Source organism: Tardiphaga sp. 37S4 (assembly GCF_021044645.1).
GTDB lineage: Bacteria > Pseudomonadota > Alphaproteobacteria > Rhizobiales > Xanthobacteraceae > Tardiphaga > Tardiphaga robiniae.
Genome location: NZ_CP088008.1, coordinates 3,893,972 through 3,908,233, shown reverse-complemented (window position 1 = coordinate 3,908,233; position 14,262 = coordinate 3,893,972). Strand labels below are relative to the sequence as shown.

General features: G+C 62.6%; 12 protein-coding genes. 6 read left to right on the top strand and 6 right to left on the bottom strand.

The genetic code is table 11. The annotated features are described in order from the left end of the window. The first annotated feature begins 265 nt into the window (after window positions 1-265). On the top strand, window positions 266-1,339 hold the full coding sequence (locus LPB73_RS18585; protein ID WP_231077811.1) for an LLM class flavin-dependent oxidoreductase: 1,074 nt from the start codon (window positions 266-268) through the stop codon (window positions 1,337-1,339). A gap of 141 nt (window positions 1,340-1,480) precedes the next feature. Here LPB73_RS18585 and LPB73_RS18580 read toward each other — a convergent pair whose 3' ends face one another. Next, on the bottom strand, window positions 1,481-1,684 hold the full coding sequence (locus LPB73_RS18580; RefSeq protein WP_231077810.1) for a hypothetical protein: 204 nt from the start codon (window positions 1,682-1,684) through the stop codon (window positions 1,481-1,483). Window positions 1,685-2,052: 368 nt separating this feature from the next. Here LPB73_RS18580 and LPB73_RS18575 point away from each other — a divergent pair, with 368 nt between their 5' ends. Next, a complete protein-coding gene (locus LPB73_RS18575; RefSeq protein WP_231077809.1) occupies window positions 2,053-2,895 on the top strand; it encodes a CmcJ/NvfI family oxidoreductase in 843 nt (280 codons plus the stop codon). 64 nt (window positions 2,896-2,959) lie between these two features. On the opposite strand, the gene LPB73_RS18570 is transcribed toward LPB73_RS18575, so the two are convergent. Continuing rightward, the gene (locus LPB73_RS18570) at window positions 2,960-4,297 is read right to left on the bottom strand and encodes an LLM class flavin-dependent oxidoreductase (RefSeq protein ID WP_231077808.1); all 1,338 of its coding nucleotides are present in this window, start codon (window positions 4,295-4,297) and stop codon (window positions 2,960-2,962) included. A gap of 296 nt (window positions 4,298-4,593) precedes the next feature. On the opposite strand from LPB73_RS18570, the gene LPB73_RS18565 reads away from it, so the two are divergent. The 4 genes from LPB73_RS18565 to LPB73_RS18550 are packed head-to-tail and all read left to right on the top strand — an operon-like array spanning window position 4,594 to window position 9,837. Then, window positions 4,594-6,213, top strand: a complete 1,620-nt coding sequence (locus tag LPB73_RS18565; protein WP_231077807.1) for an ABC transporter substrate-binding protein — start codon at window positions 4,594-4,596, stop codon at window positions 6,211-6,213. 8 nt (window positions 6,214-6,221) lie between these two features. Continuing rightward, window positions 6,222-7,139, top strand: coding sequence for an ABC transporter permease (locus LPB73_RS18560; protein ID WP_184514248.1), 918 nt, complete (start codon window positions 6,222-6,224; stop codon window positions 7,137-7,139). Next, complete coding sequence (locus LPB73_RS18555) at window positions 7,136-8,050, top strand: ABC transporter permease (RefSeq protein WP_120288766.1); 915 nt, start codon at window positions 7,136-7,138, stop codon at window positions 8,048-8,050. Before LPB73_RS18560 ends, LPB73_RS18555 begins: the two co-directional genes overlap by 4 nt. Further along, window positions 8,047-9,837: a dipeptide ABC transporter ATP-binding protein gene (locus LPB73_RS18550; protein ID WP_231077806.1), complete on the top strand. Its 1,791-nt coding sequence runs from the start codon at window positions 8,047-8,049 to the stop codon at window positions 9,835-9,837. Before LPB73_RS18555 ends, LPB73_RS18550 begins: the two co-directional genes overlap by 4 nt. Before the next feature lie 6 nt (window positions 9,838-9,843). Here LPB73_RS18550 and LPB73_RS18545 read toward each other — a convergent pair whose 3' ends face one another. The 4 genes from LPB73_RS18545 to LPB73_RS18530 all read right to left on the bottom strand — a co-directional run bounded on the left by LPB73_RS18545 (window position 9,844) and on the right by LPB73_RS18530 (window position 14,091). Further along, on the bottom strand, window positions 9,844-10,446 hold the full coding sequence (locus LPB73_RS18545; RefSeq protein ID WP_231077805.1) for an RBBP9/YdeN family alpha/beta hydrolase: 603 nt from the start codon (window positions 10,444-10,446) through the stop codon (window positions 9,844-9,846). Between the two features lie 65 nt (window positions 10,447-10,511). Then, window positions 10,512-11,903, bottom strand: coding sequence for an LLM class flavin-dependent oxidoreductase (locus tag LPB73_RS18540; RefSeq protein ID WP_231077804.1), 1,392 nt, complete (start codon window positions 11,901-11,903; stop codon window positions 10,512-10,514). Between the two features lie 59 nt (window positions 11,904-11,962). After that, on the bottom strand, window positions 11,963-13,123 hold the full coding sequence (gene ssuD / locus LPB73_RS18535; protein WP_231077803.1) for an FMNH2-dependent alkanesulfonate monooxygenase: 1,161 nt from the start codon (window positions 13,121-13,123) through the stop codon (window positions 11,963-11,965). After that, a complete protein-coding gene (locus LPB73_RS18530) occupies window positions 13,120-14,091 on the bottom strand; it encodes a sulfonate ABC transporter substrate-binding protein (RefSeq protein WP_414716805.1) in 972 nt (323 codons plus the stop codon). The genes ssuD and LPB73_RS18530 overlap by 4 nt, the downstream gene beginning before the upstream one ends. Window positions 14,092-14,262: the final 171 nt, after the last annotated feature.

The window sequence follows — 14,262 nt, the reverse complement described above, 5'->3', positions numbered from 1 at the left end:
TCAGTTTGATATCCGAGCGACGCGATTGAGAGGTGAACGATCTTTTGCAGTGCTTGTTTTTGGAAAATGAAGCTGCGTGTTGCCTTGAAATTTGATCGGCCCGAAGCGCAGTGGAATTTTCTTGTGGTGCTATGCGTCATGCGAAGAAGAAGTTTCTCGTTCGATCCGCGCTATTTTGCCGCCGATGTCATGAGTGCATGGCGGTGCTTGCATTGTTGTGTGCGGGTCGTCTTATAGCGAGAGCGACATGAATATGAGGAAGACAATGAGCGCGAATCCTCTTCGATTTGGCGTCTGGGCACCGGTGCATGGGCCACGGGCGTCGCATCGGGATCCCGAAGAGCCGTATGATGCGTCGTGGGAGCGCAACAAGGCGCTGGTCCTGCAGGCCGAGGCACTGGGTTACGATTCGACCCTGATCGCGCAGCACACCATCAATCCGCATCAGGAGGATCTCGATCAACTCGAGACCTGGAGCTCTGCAGCGGCACTGGCTGCGCTGACCAGCCGGATCGAGATCATCGCGGCGATCAAGCCCTATCTGTTCCATCCGGTCGTACTCGCCAAGATGGCACTGCAGATTGAGAATATCAGCCGCGGCCGCTTTGCGCTCAATCTGGTCAATGCCTGGAACAAGCCCGAGCTGGAGAAGGCCGGTATCGGCTTTGCCGAGCATGACGATCGCTACGCCTATGGCAAGGAATGGATCTCGATCGTTGCGCAACTAACGAGCGGGGAACGGCTGACGCACAAGGGCGAAAATTTCGATGTCCGAGACTACGCGCTGCGGCCGAAGGACCTGTACCGCGCGCGGCCTGCGATCTATGTCGGCGGCGAGTCCGAGCCGGCGCGCGATCTGGTCGCGTCCCATGGCGATGTCTGGTTCATCAACGGCCAGCCGCTGGCCGATGTCGCGGCACTGATCGCCAATGTCGCGGGACGACCGCGGGTCGGCGCACCGCTGCGTTTCGGCCTGTCGGCCTTCGTGATCGCGCGTGAGACTGACGCAGAAGCCGCGCGGGCACATCAGCGTCTGCTGGCGCTCGCCGCGCAGGACGCGCCGATGAAGGCCATTCAGCGTGCCAATACCGATCCCGAGGTCGTGATGATGCAGACGATGCAGAAGTCGCCGCGGGTGGGTACCAATGGCGGCACCGCTGCCGGTCTGTTGGGAAGCTACGATACGGTCGCCGTCCACATCCGCGAATTCCATGCCGCCGGCATCGAGTTATTCATGCTGCAGTTCCAGCCATTGGAGAGTGAGATGCAGCGTTTTGCCGAGCAAATCTTTCCGCGGGTGAAGAGGGAGGCAGCTTTGCTGAAGGCCGTGCGCGGTTGAGTTGATACCACGAAGCGGTCTTGCCGGAAGGCGAGAGCCCCGCTTAGCCAAACCACCACACGAACAGGCTGAGGAACGTCGCGTGTCCCAGTACCAAAGCGATCATCTTTCCGAGATACATGCCTTGGTCCCTTCTTCCGTCTACATGGCCGATGCGTTGTCTCTGACTGTATCGAGGCGGAGCGCCTGCAGGGCACGATCGAGTTGCTGGGCTGGCGTCGCTGTGGCTGCAGTATTCCGGGACGTGTCAGGCTTGGGCTGATGGGCAGCGTGATAGGTCTCTACGGCCGTCGCGAGCGCGAGAGCGCCTGCGATGGCGATGGCGAGAAGTGGCGGATGTGGCATCAATTCGACTCCTGAGGATACCCATTAACGCTCCACACAGCGCGCTTGGGAATTCCAAAGTTGGGCCGAACGGCTTCCAATCCTTCTTTCGGAGCGCCGGTCCCGAGGCGTAAATGCTTGCAGATGAAAGCGATGTTCCGGGTGCGCAGAAGCACCGACGCCGAACGTTGTTCACGATGATCGTGATCACAACATTAAACATCTTCAATCGATACCGATGCTGAAATCACATCATCCGTTTTCACGCTGACGGAAAATGACGTTCTTATTTGAGACGCCCCATTGGCGCGGTGGGTCTCCGGGATCAGATTGAACCAAATGGGCCGCATGAAATGCGTGATGAGCCCATATCAATCGGGAGAACCATCATGGGACTGCTCAACGAGAAGATCACGTCCGGTGCATTCGTCACCGCGGATCTGAACTACCTGGCACCGATCAATGGCCGCCCTCGTACCTACACATTCGATCCTCCGGTCGGCGAGCCGCGTTCCACTGCGGAGCCGGAGCCGCATGCGGTTGCGATCCATGATGCGCGACCGAGCATCGATCAGTGGTCGCTCGATGAACACGGCTTTGCGGTGGCGCACCAGCACAGCGCGGTCTCCGACTTCTACGACGACGAGAACGTCAAGGGCGTCTACTATCCCGAAGCCGAGAAGCTGCTGAAAGACATCACCGGCGCGAGCCGCGTCTTCATCTTCGATCATACCGTGCGCAAGCGCGTCGATGGCGTCAATGACCGCGGCGAAGGCCCGCGCCAGCCAGTCGCCCGGGTGCATGTCGATCACACCGACAAATCGGGTCCGCAACGTGTCCGCGATCTGCTCCCGGAGGATGCGGAAGAATTGCTCAAGGGGCGCGTGCAGATCATCAATCTGTGGCGTCCGATCCGCGGTCCGCTGAAGGATTCACCGCTGGCGGTTGCCGATGCGCGCACCGTTCGCTTTGACGAACTGGTGGGATCGGATCTGGTCTATCAGCACCGGGTCGGTGAAACCTATGCGGTAAAATTCAATCCGCAGCATCGCTGGTACTACGTACCGGATATGACGCCCGACGAGATATTGCTGCTGAAGTGCTACGATTCGACCAAAGACGGCGTCGCACGTTTCGCTCCGCATACGGCCTTTGCGGATCCGACTGCGCCTGCTGATGCGCCGCCGCGCGAGAGCATCGAGCTGCGGGCGCTGGTGTTCCACGCGCCATAGGGCAGGTTAGCGCAACCATGACTGCTCCCGTCGATCGCGACGGGAGTATTCACTTGTGGTGATATCACGCCGTGACGGCCGCTGCGGGACGCTTGGCATAGCGGCTGGGCGGACGTTCCAATCCGAAGTGGTCGCGCAGCGTGGTGCCCTCGTAGTCGCGGCGGAAGATGCCGCGCTTTTGCAGCAGGGGGACGACTTCGTCGACGAACACGGCCAGGCCTGTCGGGAGTACGTCAGGCATCAGGTTGAAGCCATCGGCGGCACCGGCCCTGAACCAGGCCTCGATATCGTCGGCGATCGCCTCGGGCGTTCCGACGATGATGCGATGGCCGACCCCGCCGCCCAGCGCTTTGAGCAGTTGCCGCACCGTGAGATTATCCTTGCGGGCCATAGCGACGGTGCCCTTGAACATCGTCTGGTTGGCATTGGCCGGCAGTGGAATGTCCGGCAATGGCTTGTCGAGTTCGAGGATCTCAGGCGGGACATGCAGGGTTCCCGCCAGGCGCGACAGGCTGTACTGGATCGGTACCAGGTCCCACAACTCGTCCTGCCGTCGCTGCGCCTCGCCCTCGGTGCTGCCGATGATGGTCGCGAGGCCCGGCAGGATCACGATGGAATCCGACGGGCGGCCATAGGCGACGGCCCGCGCCCGCAGATCACGCGCATAGGCAACGCCGTCGTCGATCGATTGCGACAGCGTGAACACCGCATCGGCCTGCGCCGCGGCGAGGTCGCGGCCGTCGCTTGAACCGCCGGCCTGCACGGTGATCGGCCGTCCCTGCGGCGAGCGCGGCACGGTCAACGCACCGGCCACGGTGTAATGCGTGCCGCGATGATCGATGGCGTGGACCTTCGACGTATCGACGAAACGCGCCGTCGCCTTGTCGCCGACAAAGGCGTCGTCTTCCCAACTGTCCCATAGCGCGTGTACGACCTCGGCGAATTCCTTCGCGCGCTCATAGCGCAAGCCATGTTCGAGCACGTGCGAGAGGCCGAAATTGCGGCTCGCAGACGCGTCCGCCGTGGTCACCGCATTCCAGCCGACGCGGCCACCGCTCGCATGGTCGAGCGTCGCGAAGCGCCGCGCGATATTGTACGGCTCGTTATAGGTCGTGGATGCGGTGGCGATCAGGCCGATATGCGTGGTCGCCGCAGCCACGCTTGCCAAAACGATGGTCGGCTCCATGGATTGAAATGGCCGCAAGTCGATGCGGTCGGTGATGGCCGGCGTGTCGGCGAGAAAGATCGCGTCGAATTTTCCGCGCTCGGCGATCTTCGCGACATTCACATAATGCTGCACATCGTAGAATGCGCCGGGATCGCTGTCCGGCAGCCGCCATGCCGATGCATAGACCCCGGAATGGAGCAGGTTCACGTTGAGATGCAGTTTGCGTTCACTCATGGAGCATTCCTGATGGGCGAGGCGGAGAGCGATCCAGTTGTCTTCGGGCTCGCACGTATGACATTCGCCCACTGATCGCATCGCATCGCGAATGATCTTTCAAACTTGGTGTCGCGACGGTGAGATCGCGTGAAGTGCATTGTCTTTGCGCGGATTGCAGATTTAGATCGCGCTACAAATTGCTACCGCGTTGCAGCGCTCAGATGAAGTGGCAACTCTATGCCATTGATCACTTCAGAAAATGCGAGACGTTGCTGCTGCGGTTGGTAGTGAAAAACACCAACGGACGGTCCCCAATGAGGAAGATTAGTATTTCGCCACGCACTGCGATCGTCATCGCGTCGGTCATGCTGGGCGGACAGCTTGCGCAGGCGCAGGAAGGCAAGCCGGTTTCCGGCGGCGCCATTACATGGGGCGTTGCGACCGAACCGAGCTGCTTCGATCCGCATCGCGCCTCGCAGCAGGCTGCATTTTTCGTGGCGCGCAACTATATCGAATCGCTGGTTGGCAAGAAGACCGATGGCAGCTTCGCGCCATGGCTGGCCACGGAGTGGTCGATCTCGCCGGACGGCAAGGAATATACGTACAAGCTGCGCGAGGACGTCGTCTTCCACGACGGCGAGAGGTTCGACGCGGCTGCGGTGAAGGCGAATTACGATTTCGTCAAGAAGCCGGAAAACGCCGCCAATGCAGTCGCGCTGCTGCAATATTTCGATCGTGCCGAAGTCGTGTCGCCCTATGTCGTCAAACTCATCCTGACGCAGCCGGATTCGACGTTCCTGGAGTCCACGTCCAACGTTAAACTGGGCATCATCTCGCCAAAGGCCCTTGCCAAAGGCGATCTGTGCGGCGGCGGGCCGCTGCTGGCGGGCAGCGGGCCGTTCGTGTTCGAGCGCTACAGCCGCGGCCAGTCGGCAGTGTTCGTCCGCAACAAGGATTACAAGTGGGGGCCGGGGTATGCGGCGCATAGCGGGCCGGCCTATCTCGATCGCGTGACCTTGCGTTTTTTGCCGGAGGCTGCAGTGCGGGCCGGCGCGTTGACGTCGGGACAGGTCGATCTGATCGAAGGCGTGCAGCCGACCGATGTGGCGCTGTTTGCGGATCAGGCCGAGTTCAAATTGCTGACCGGCCCGTCCGGCGCCAGCACGTCATTCACGTTCAACATCAACTACACCATTCCGCCTGCGGATGACGTGCGGGTCCGGCGCGCGCTGCGAGACGGCTTCGATCTCGAGCCGCTGGTCAAGCAGGTCTATCTCGGCACCGTGCCGCGTGCATGGTCCATCATCGGGCCGGCCAACCCAGCCTATAACAAGGCGCTGGTTGGTACATGGGGCAACAATATTGCGGGCGCCAACAAGCTGCTCGACGAAGCCGGCTGGACCGGCCGCGATTCTGAAGGCTTCCGCACCAAGAACGGCGTGCGCCTGAAGATCGACGTCGGCTATCCGCAGCCTTACGTCCGCGACAACCGCGAAGTGCTGATCCAGGGCATCCAGGCCGCGTTGCGCAAGAATATCGGCTTCGATCTCAACCTGCGCATCATCACCGCTGGCGAATATGCCAAGAACAACGCCAACGGCAACTGGACGATCTATCCGAACACCGACAATCCATCGGATCCGGCGCGGGAGTTGTGGGACATGCTCGGCTCCAAAGGGTTTCTGTATTCCAACATCGCCAATCCGGATCCGCAGATTACGGGTCTGATCGATGAAGCGCTGCGCTCGACCGATGTGACGAAGAAGCGTGCCCTCACCGATGAAATCCAGAAGCTCGGCGTCGATCAGGCCTTCATCGTGCCGATGTTCGCTCCGAGCTGGTTTCTGGCGGCGAAGAACAATGTCAACGGGCTGAGCTTCGAGGCGGGTCTGGACTCGCCGTCGAGCGCCTATGACTTCTGGCTGGCGAAGTAGACGAGATCATGTTGTCTCGTGTCATTTCTAGATTGCTCACCAGTCTCGTGGTGGCCTGGGCAAGTGTGACGGCGTCATTCTTGGCGCTGCACGCCTTGCCGGGGCGCATCCAGGATATCCTGGCGGGCGATCTGGAATATCCAGGGCTGCGCGAGGCGATTGCGGCGGAGTGGGGGCTCGATCGCAGTCTGCCCGCGCAGTACCTGGATTTTCTTCTGCGCATCCTGCAGGGCGATTTCGGCACGTCCTATGTGCTGCGTCAGCCCGTCACCGAGGTGGTGGGATCGCAACTGATGCCGACCGTGCAGCTTGCGCTGCTCGGCGGGCTTCTGGCCATCGTGATCGCAGTCGGGCTCGCGCTGCTGACAGCCGGCCGCGGGCGCATCTCGCGCCAGATCGCATCCTTTCTGGAATTGGTATTCGCATCCACGCCGGTGTTCTGGCTTGGCGTCCTGCTGCTGATGGCGTTTTCCTTCACGCTGCGCTGGTTTCCGGTGTCCGGTGCCAGTGGCTGGCAGTCGATCGTGCTGCCGTCGCTGACACTGGCATTGCCGACGGCCGGCCTCCTCGCGCAGGTGCTGCGTGAGGCGATGGAGAAGACGCTCGATCAGCCCTTCGTCACCACGGTGCGTTCGCGCGGCGTCGGCGAGCTCGTGATCCGCGCACGCCATGTGCTGCGGCATGCCTTGCTGCCGGCGGTGACGCTCGGCGGCTGGCTGATCGGCGGACTGCTCGGCGGCGCTGTGATCACGGAGAAAGTCTTCGGGCGTCCTGGTCTCGGCACCGTGACGCTCGGCGCCGTGCTGACCCATGACGTGCCGGTGGTGCTGGCCGTGGTGCTGCTGGCCGCTTTCATCCATGTCGCCGCGTCGACCCTGCTCGACATCCTGTATTTGCTGATCGATCCGAGACTGAGGGCGCAATGAACGTGCAAACCCGTCCGCTCGCGGACCTGTCCATCGCGCTTGACCCGCAGGTTAACCCGCCCGGTGCGGTGGAACCGGTGACGACGGCGGCCGTGATCGCGCCGCGATTGCTGTCACCGGGCCTTGCGATCTCTCTGGCGTTTCTGTTCGTACTGCTTCTGGCCGCGGCATTCCCACGCGCCTTCACTCAGTTCGATCCGCTGATCGGCGATTACGCTCTGGGGCTGAAGCCGCCGAGCTGGGAGCATCTGTTCGGCACCGACCGGCTCGGCCGCGACGTCTTCGCGCGGACCATCCACGGCACGCGCTATTCGCTGTTGATCGGGCTCGGCGGTATGGCGATCAGCCTGGCCTTCGGCATCGTGCTTGGCATTCTCGCCGGACAGCGCAACCGCTTCCTCGACGAGGCGACGTCGCGCGTGTTCGACGTGCTGTCGTCATTCCCCGGCGTGCTGCTGGCGATGCTGGTGGTCACGTTTCTGGGGCAGGGTATGCTCAACATCGCCATTGCCGTGGGAATTGCCGGCATTCCGAAATTCGGCCGGGTGATCCGTGCCCAAACGCAATTGGTGCGCGATGCCGATTACGTGACGCATGCGGTCGTCTACGGCCTCGGCCGCTGGCAGATCTTCATCCGCCATGTGCTGCCGAATGTCTTGGTCGCGGTGCCGGTAATCGCGACGGTCTATATCGGCAATACGATCCTCGCGGTGTCGGGCCTCAGCTTTCTGGGGCTCGGCCCGCAGCCTCCGACGCCGGAATGGGGCGTGATGCTGGCGGAGAGTCGCGACGTGCTGCGCGTGGCGTGGTGGCCGGGCGTATTTCCCGGCCTCGCCATCACGCTCACGGTGATCGCCTTCACGCTGGTCGGCAATGCCATCCAGAAACGATTTGAAGGACGGCTGGCATGACGGACAAACCATATCTGGTCGTTCTACAGCCCGATGATCTGCTAATCGATATCGAGGGGCTCTCGATCGGTTTTGCCGGCGCCGATGGCGGCGTGCCTATCGTCCGGAACTTCGACCTGACGATCCGCCGCGGCGAATGCGTGGCTTTGGTCGGCGAGTCCGGATCGGGCAAGAGCATTACGGCACGCAGCCTGCTCAACCTGTCCGGCGATGGGGCCGAGGTCGACGCTGATCGATTCCAGATCAAGGGCCGCAATGCGTTGCAGTTTCGCGAAACCGACTGGCGCAAGCTGCGCGGCACGGTCACCGGCCTTGTCATGCAGGATGCGCTGGTGTCGCTGGATCCGCTACGCACCATCGGCCAGGAAGTCGGCGAGGTGCTCTCCGCGCATCGGACGTTACGTGGGCGACACACAGTTGCCGCACGCGTCACCGATGTGCTCCGCAAGGTCGGCATTCCCGATCCCGAACATCGAGCTACACAATATGCGCATCAACTCTCGGGCGGTTTACGCCAGCGCGCACTGATTGCGTCGGCCATTGCAGCCGATCCAGATCTCATCATCGCAGACGAACCGACCACATCGCTGGACGTCACCGTCCAGGCGCAGGTGCTCGCCGTATTGGCCGAGCGCGTGCGGGAAGGCGCCGGACTGCTGCTGATCAGCCACGATCTCGCAGTTGTGGCTGGCATTGCCGATCGGGTGATCGTGATGCGCGACGGCCGCATCGTGGACAGCGGAGCTACGGCGGATGTCTTGCGCCGTCCGCGCCATCCCTATACGCGCCAGCTTCTTGCTGCGATCCCATCCGCTGATTCAAAAGGACATCTGCTCGCCTCCGCCCAGTTTGACGTCGCCGGCGCCGAAGGCGGCAGCACCAACGGGTCTATCATCGTCCGCGAGCCGCTTCCGGCCCGCAAGCCATCGGATGACGCCGTGGTGCTGCAGGTAGACGGCATATCGAAGCGATACGTATCGCGGCGGACGTCTGGCCGCGAGCCGCCGCTTCCGGCGCTGGATCGGGTCAGTTTTGCTGTGAAGGCCGGCGAGGTTGTCGGCATCGTCGGCGAATCCGGATCTGGCAAGTCGACCTGCGCCAAGATCGTGCTCGGATTGCTCGCGCCGGATGAGGGCGAGGTGCGCCTGCTCGGGCAGCGCTGGTCCGGGGTGGCGGAGGCCGAGCGGCGCGTGCTGCGCGCAAGGCTGCAATATATCCCGCAGGATGCCCTCAGCAGTTTCGATCCGCGCTACCGGGTCGCTGATGTGATTGCCGAAAACCTGACCGGCGATGCGCGCGCAAAGCGCGACCGCATCATTGCGCTGCTTGAGCAGGTCGGTCTGAACGCCAGTCATCTCGGCCGAACTCCGCGCTCCCTGTCGGGCGGCCAGCGTCAACGTATCTCGATAGCACGTGCACTGGCGGCTGAGCCTGACATCATCGTCTGCGACGAACCGGTATCGGCGCTGGATGTTTCGATCCAGGCGCAAGTGCTGGATCTGCTGAGCGAGCTGCAGGCGCGCCTCGGCACCGCGCTGCTGTTCATTTCTCACGATCTGGGCGTCGTCCAGCATATCGCGGATCGCGTGCTGGTGTTTCACCGCGGGCGGATCGTCGAATCCGGACCGGTCGATCAGGTATTTTCCAACCCAGCCGATGACTACACCAGGTCCTTGTTGTCATCGATCCCCGCCATCGAGAGTGCCTTCGTGCGTTCGTCTGCCAATGCGGCGATAGCTGACTTTTCGACGACACGATCGTTTGAACGGAACGATAGGACGGCTTGAAACACTCTACGACGCCGGCACCCGTTTGCCGGTCGTGCGGTCTCGGGATGGCCGTTGTGGGTGCGGTGGCGTCTCGGCTTTTGCTACCAGCGCATCGACCAGGCCGTGCGCGGCCGGCCACGCGCCATAGCCCGACGCGATATTGATGTGGCCGGCATCGCCCATGTTGACGAAGTCCGAGCCCCAGCTCTCGGCCAGCATGCGCGCCCGTTGCAGCGACATGAAGGGATCGTTGCTGCTGGCGACGACGATGCTCGGAAACGGCAGGGATGTCGTCGGCATCGGTGCAAAGTTGCGCAGTTGCGGGAATGCGTCGGTGTTCGTTTCCACATCGGCCGGTGCGACCAGAAGTGCGCCGCCGATTTTGATGTCCGGCACCCGCAGCGCTGCATGGGCAATGAGGATACAGCCGAGGCTGTGGGCGACTGCGATCGCGCCGGGATTGGCATCTGCGCTCGACAGAAGTCGCTCCACCCAGCGATCGAGCACAGGTGCGTCCCAGTCGTCCTGCTCGACGCGGCGCGCAAACGGCGTATGGCTCTGCAACAGGGTCTGCCAGTGGCCGTCCGGCGAGCCGTGAAGGCCCGGAATGATCAGAGCGCCCCGCATGCGTCGATCCCTCTGCTGTTTGGTGCCAGCCCGAGCGGAAGGCCGACGTCGCGTTGTTCGGGTCGTTACTCCGCGGCGATAGCGGATGGCAGCGCGGGGCGGAACGACGAGGCTGGATGCGGCGCCTGCAGCCGTGCGCGACCGGCACCGAACAGTTTTTCGCGAAGCGTGCCGGGCGTATAGGCACTCTTGTAGATGCCGCGTCGGGTCAGTTCCGGAACCAGCAGATCGACGATGTCCTCGAAGCTTCCTGGCGAGATCGCGAAGGCGAGGTTCAGGCCATCGACGTCGGTCTGCGCGACCCAGTCCTCGATAGCGTTAGCCACCTGTTCGGGCGTTCCGACCACGATTGGCCCGATGCCCCCGATGCCGACATGCTCGGCGACTTCGCGTACCGTCCAGGTGCGATCGGGATCGGCGCGGGTGATGTTGTCCATCGCGGTGCGGCCGGCCTCGTTGTGGACGTGCTCCACCTTCTGGTCGAGGTCATAGGTCGAGAAATCGACGCCGGTCCAGCCGGACATCAGCGTCAGGGCGCCCTCATGGTTGATGTAGCGACGATACTCCGCATGCTTCGCGGCGGCTTCCTCCTCGGTGCGGCCTAGGATCACCGTCATCATGCTGAACATCAGGATTTCCGACGGGGCGCGCCCGGTCTCTGCCGTAAGCGCGCGGATCGCAGCGACGCGCGGCGCGATCACCTTCGCGGACGGACCGGACATGAACACGCATTCGGCGTGTTGCGCGGCGAACAGTTTTCCGCGCAGCGACGTTCCGGCCTGATACAGCACCGGCGTTCGTTGCGGTGACGGTTCGGAGAGATGGATGGCGTCGAGCGTATAGTTCTCGCCATAATGCTGGACGCGGTGAACGCGCGACGGCTCGGTGAAAATGCCGCGCGCCTTGTCGCGCTGTACGGCGTCGTCTTCCCAGCTGCCTTCCCACAGCTTGTAGACGACTTCCATGTATTCTTCGGCGACGTTGTAGCGGTCGTCATGGGCGTTCTGGCTGGCCTTGCCCATGCCCTTGGCGGCGCTGTCGAGATAGCCGGTAACGATGTTCCAGCCGATACGGCCATCGGTGAGGTGATCGAGGGTCGACATCCGGCGCGCGAATGGATAGGGCGGCTCGTAAGACAGCGTACAGGTCACGCCGAAGCCGAGATTCTCGGTGACGGCGGCCATCGCCGACACCAGCAGTAGCGGGTCGTTGACCGGCACCTGTGCGGCATTGCGCAATGCCGCGTCCGGATTGCCGCCGAACACGTCGTAGACGCCGAGCACATCTGCAAGGAACAGTCCGTCGAACCGTCCGCGTTCCAGCGTTCGCGCGAGATCGAGCCAGTAGGGCAGGCGATTATAGTCGCCGGAGCGATCGTCGGGATGCGTCCACAGGCCGGGCGACTGGTGCGCCACGCAGTTCATGGCGAACGCGTTGAGGCGAATCTGCTTGGTCATGTGGTGTCCTCCAGATGCCGCGGCGTCATTGCACCGCTGGGATCAAGACCGGCGGCGCGTCAAACTTTTGCTGTCGTCCGGCGGTGATCGGCGAGCGGTTCTCCGAACGGTCCGGTATTGGCGCGGAACTGCCGGACATTGCTGGTTTGTTGCAGCGACAGCAGCGGAAACACCAGTTCGGCAAAGCGATAGGCCTCTTCGAGATGCGGATAGCCGGACAGGATGAACGTATCGATGCCGAGGTCCTGATATTCGCGGATGCGTGCGGCGACGGTGGCGGGATCGCCGACCAGCGCCGTGCCGGCGCCGCCGCGCACAAGGCCAACGCCGGCCCACAGATTCGGGCTGACCTCGAGCCGGTCGCGCCGGCCGCCGTGCAATTGCGACATGCGCTGCTGGCCGACGGAATCCATTCGCCCGAGAATTTGCTGCGCGGATGCGATCGTGTCGTCGGTAAGATGCTCGATCAGTTCGTCGGCGGCCTTCCATGCGGCCTCGTTGGTATGGCGGACGATGACATGCAGCCGAATGCCGAACGTGATCTTGCGGCCGCGCTGCTCGGCAATCCCGCGCACGCGTGCGATCTTCTCCGCGACCTGGGCCGGGGGCTCGCCCCAGGTCAGGTATTTGTCGACGGTATCGACGGCGACATCGATGCCGGCATCCGACGAACCGCCAAAATAGAACGGCGGATGAGGTGTCTGGATCGGTGGATAGAGGATACGACCGTCTTCGACCGTGATGTGCTTGCCCGCGACAGTGACGGCATCGCCGGCGAGCTCCCGCGCGTAAACATTCAGAAACTCGCGGGTGACTTCATAGCGTTCGTCGTGATCGAGGAAGACGCCATCGCCCTTGTTCTCGACGGCATCGCCGCCCGTCACGATGTTGATGAGCAATCGTCCGTTGGTCAGGCGATCCAGCGTGGCAGTCATGCGCGCTGCTACTGTGGGCGACTGCAGTCCGGGGCGCACGGCGACGAGATAGCGCAATCGTTCCGTCCACGGCGCGATGGCCGATGCGATGACCCAGGAGTCTTCGCAATTGCGCCCGGTCGGGAGCAGGGCCCCGTAATAGCCGAGCTTGTCCGCAGCACGCGCAATCTGCCGCAGATAGTCGAAATCGACCTCGCGCGCACCGGCCGTGGTTCCGAGATAGTGGCCGTCGCCGCTGGTCGGCAGGAACCAGAGGATCTTGAGAACGTCGTCGACCGCGGTCATGGTGCGGGTGTCCCGGCGGCGTCGGCTACGGCAATGGCTTTCGGGATCAGTCCGAGTGCGAGAAACGTATCGGCCAGTTGCTGCTGCTCGGTGATGACCTTGCGATCGATCGGTTTGATCCCGTAGGCCTGCCGCTTGAGCGCGACCTCCAGGACGGGAACCGGCAGGCCAACCGAGGGGCTCAGCTGTTCGGCTACAGCCTTGATGTCTGTCTTGGCCCAGTCGTCGACTTCCCGCAGGCCTTCGAGAATCGCATCGACCACCTTGGGATCCGATTCCAGGAATTTCTGCGATGACAGATAGAACTGGTAGTTCGAAACCGTATCGGTGCCGTCGGCGAGAACCGTCGCCTCGATCGCGGCTTCGGCGGCCGCCTGGAACGGGTCCCAGATCACCCAGGCATCCACGGCTCCGCGCTCGAACGCCGCGCGCGCGTCGGCCGGCGCCAGGAACACCGGGGTGATGTCGGAATATTTGACATTGGCTTTCTCCAGCGCCTTGACGAGGAGATAGTGAACGTTGGAGCCCTTGTTGAGCGCGACCTTTTTCCCCTTCAGCTCGGCGACCGATTTGATCGGACTGCCTTTCGGCACCAGGATCGCTTCGCCCTTGGGCGCTGGCGGCTCGTAGGCGACATAGCGGATCGGTGCGCCGGCGGCCTGCGCGAAGATCGGCGGCGCCTCGCCGGTGTTGCCGAAATCGAGCGCACCGACATTGATCGCTTCCAGCAGCGCGGGGCCTGCCGAAAACTCCGTCCACTTGATGTTCCAGCCAAGTGCCTTCAGGCGTGGCTCAAGGCTGCCTTTGCTCTTCAGCAGAACCAGCTTGCCGTATTTCTGGAAGCCAATCCGGACGGTCTTCTCCTGCGCGTGTGCTGATCCGGAACCGATCAGCGCGGGAGCGGAGACGACAGCCACGCCGAGACCCATGGCAATGGCGGCTTTCAAGATCATTCGTCTGGCATGCATTGTCGTTGTCCTGCATTGGGGCGTGAAAAGCACCATCACTGATGACGCATTAGAGTCCCAAGCAGGCGATCTGGGGAATTCCAAAAACCAGGACGATCATGGGTTGATCGCTCTGCACAATGCCGCCATCCGGAGAACGTTGTGCTTCCGGTATTGCCGCAGTGGATTGCT

What these genes read in the sequence shown, in the direction of transcription:
- ssuD (WP_231077803.1), bottom strand. Translation starts at nt 13,123, where the DNA reads ATGACCGCGGTCGACGACGTTCTCAAGATCCTCTGGTTCCTGCCGACC.
- LPB73_RS18540 (WP_231077804.1), bottom strand. Translation starts at nt 11,903, where the DNA reads ATGACCAAGCAGATTCGCCTCAACGCGTTCGCCATGAACTGCGTGGCG.
- LPB73_RS18545 (WP_231077805.1), bottom strand. Translation starts at nt 10,446, where the DNA reads ATGCGGGGCGCTCTGATCATTCCGGGCCTTCACGGCTCGCCGGACGGC.
- LPB73_RS18585 (WP_231077811.1), top strand. Translation starts at nt 266, where the DNA reads ATGAGCGCGAATCCTCTTCGATTTGGCGTCTGGGCACCGGTGCATGGG.
- LPB73_RS18565 (WP_231077807.1), top strand. Translation starts at nt 4,594, where the DNA reads ATGAGGAAGATTAGTATTTCGCCACGCACTGCGATCGTCATCGCGTCG.
- LPB73_RS18580 (WP_231077810.1), bottom strand. Translation starts at nt 1,684, where the DNA reads ATGCCACATCCGCCACTTCTCGCCATCGCCATCGCAGGCGCTCTCGCG.
- LPB73_RS18530 (WP_414716805.1), bottom strand. Translation starts at nt 14,091, where the DNA reads ATGCATGCCAGACGAATGATCTTGAAAGCCGCCATTGCCATGGGTCTC.
- LPB73_RS18550 (WP_231077806.1), top strand. Translation starts at nt 8,047, where the DNA reads ATGACGGACAAACCATATCTGGTCGTTCTACAGCCCGATGATCTGCTA.
- LPB73_RS18570 (WP_231077808.1), bottom strand. Translation starts at nt 4,297, where the DNA reads ATGAGTGAACGCAAACTGCATCTCAACGTGAACCTGCTCCATTCCGGG.
- LPB73_RS18575 (WP_231077809.1), top strand. Translation starts at nt 2,053, where the DNA reads ATGGGACTGCTCAACGAGAAGATCACGTCCGGTGCATTCGTCACCGCG.
- LPB73_RS18555 (WP_120288766.1), top strand. Translation starts at nt 7,136, where the DNA reads ATGAACGTGCAAACCCGTCCGCTCGCGGACCTGTCCATCGCGCTTGAC.
- LPB73_RS18560 (WP_184514248.1), top strand. Translation starts at nt 6,222, where the DNA reads ATGTTGTCTCGTGTCATTTCTAGATTGCTCACCAGTCTCGTGGTGGCC.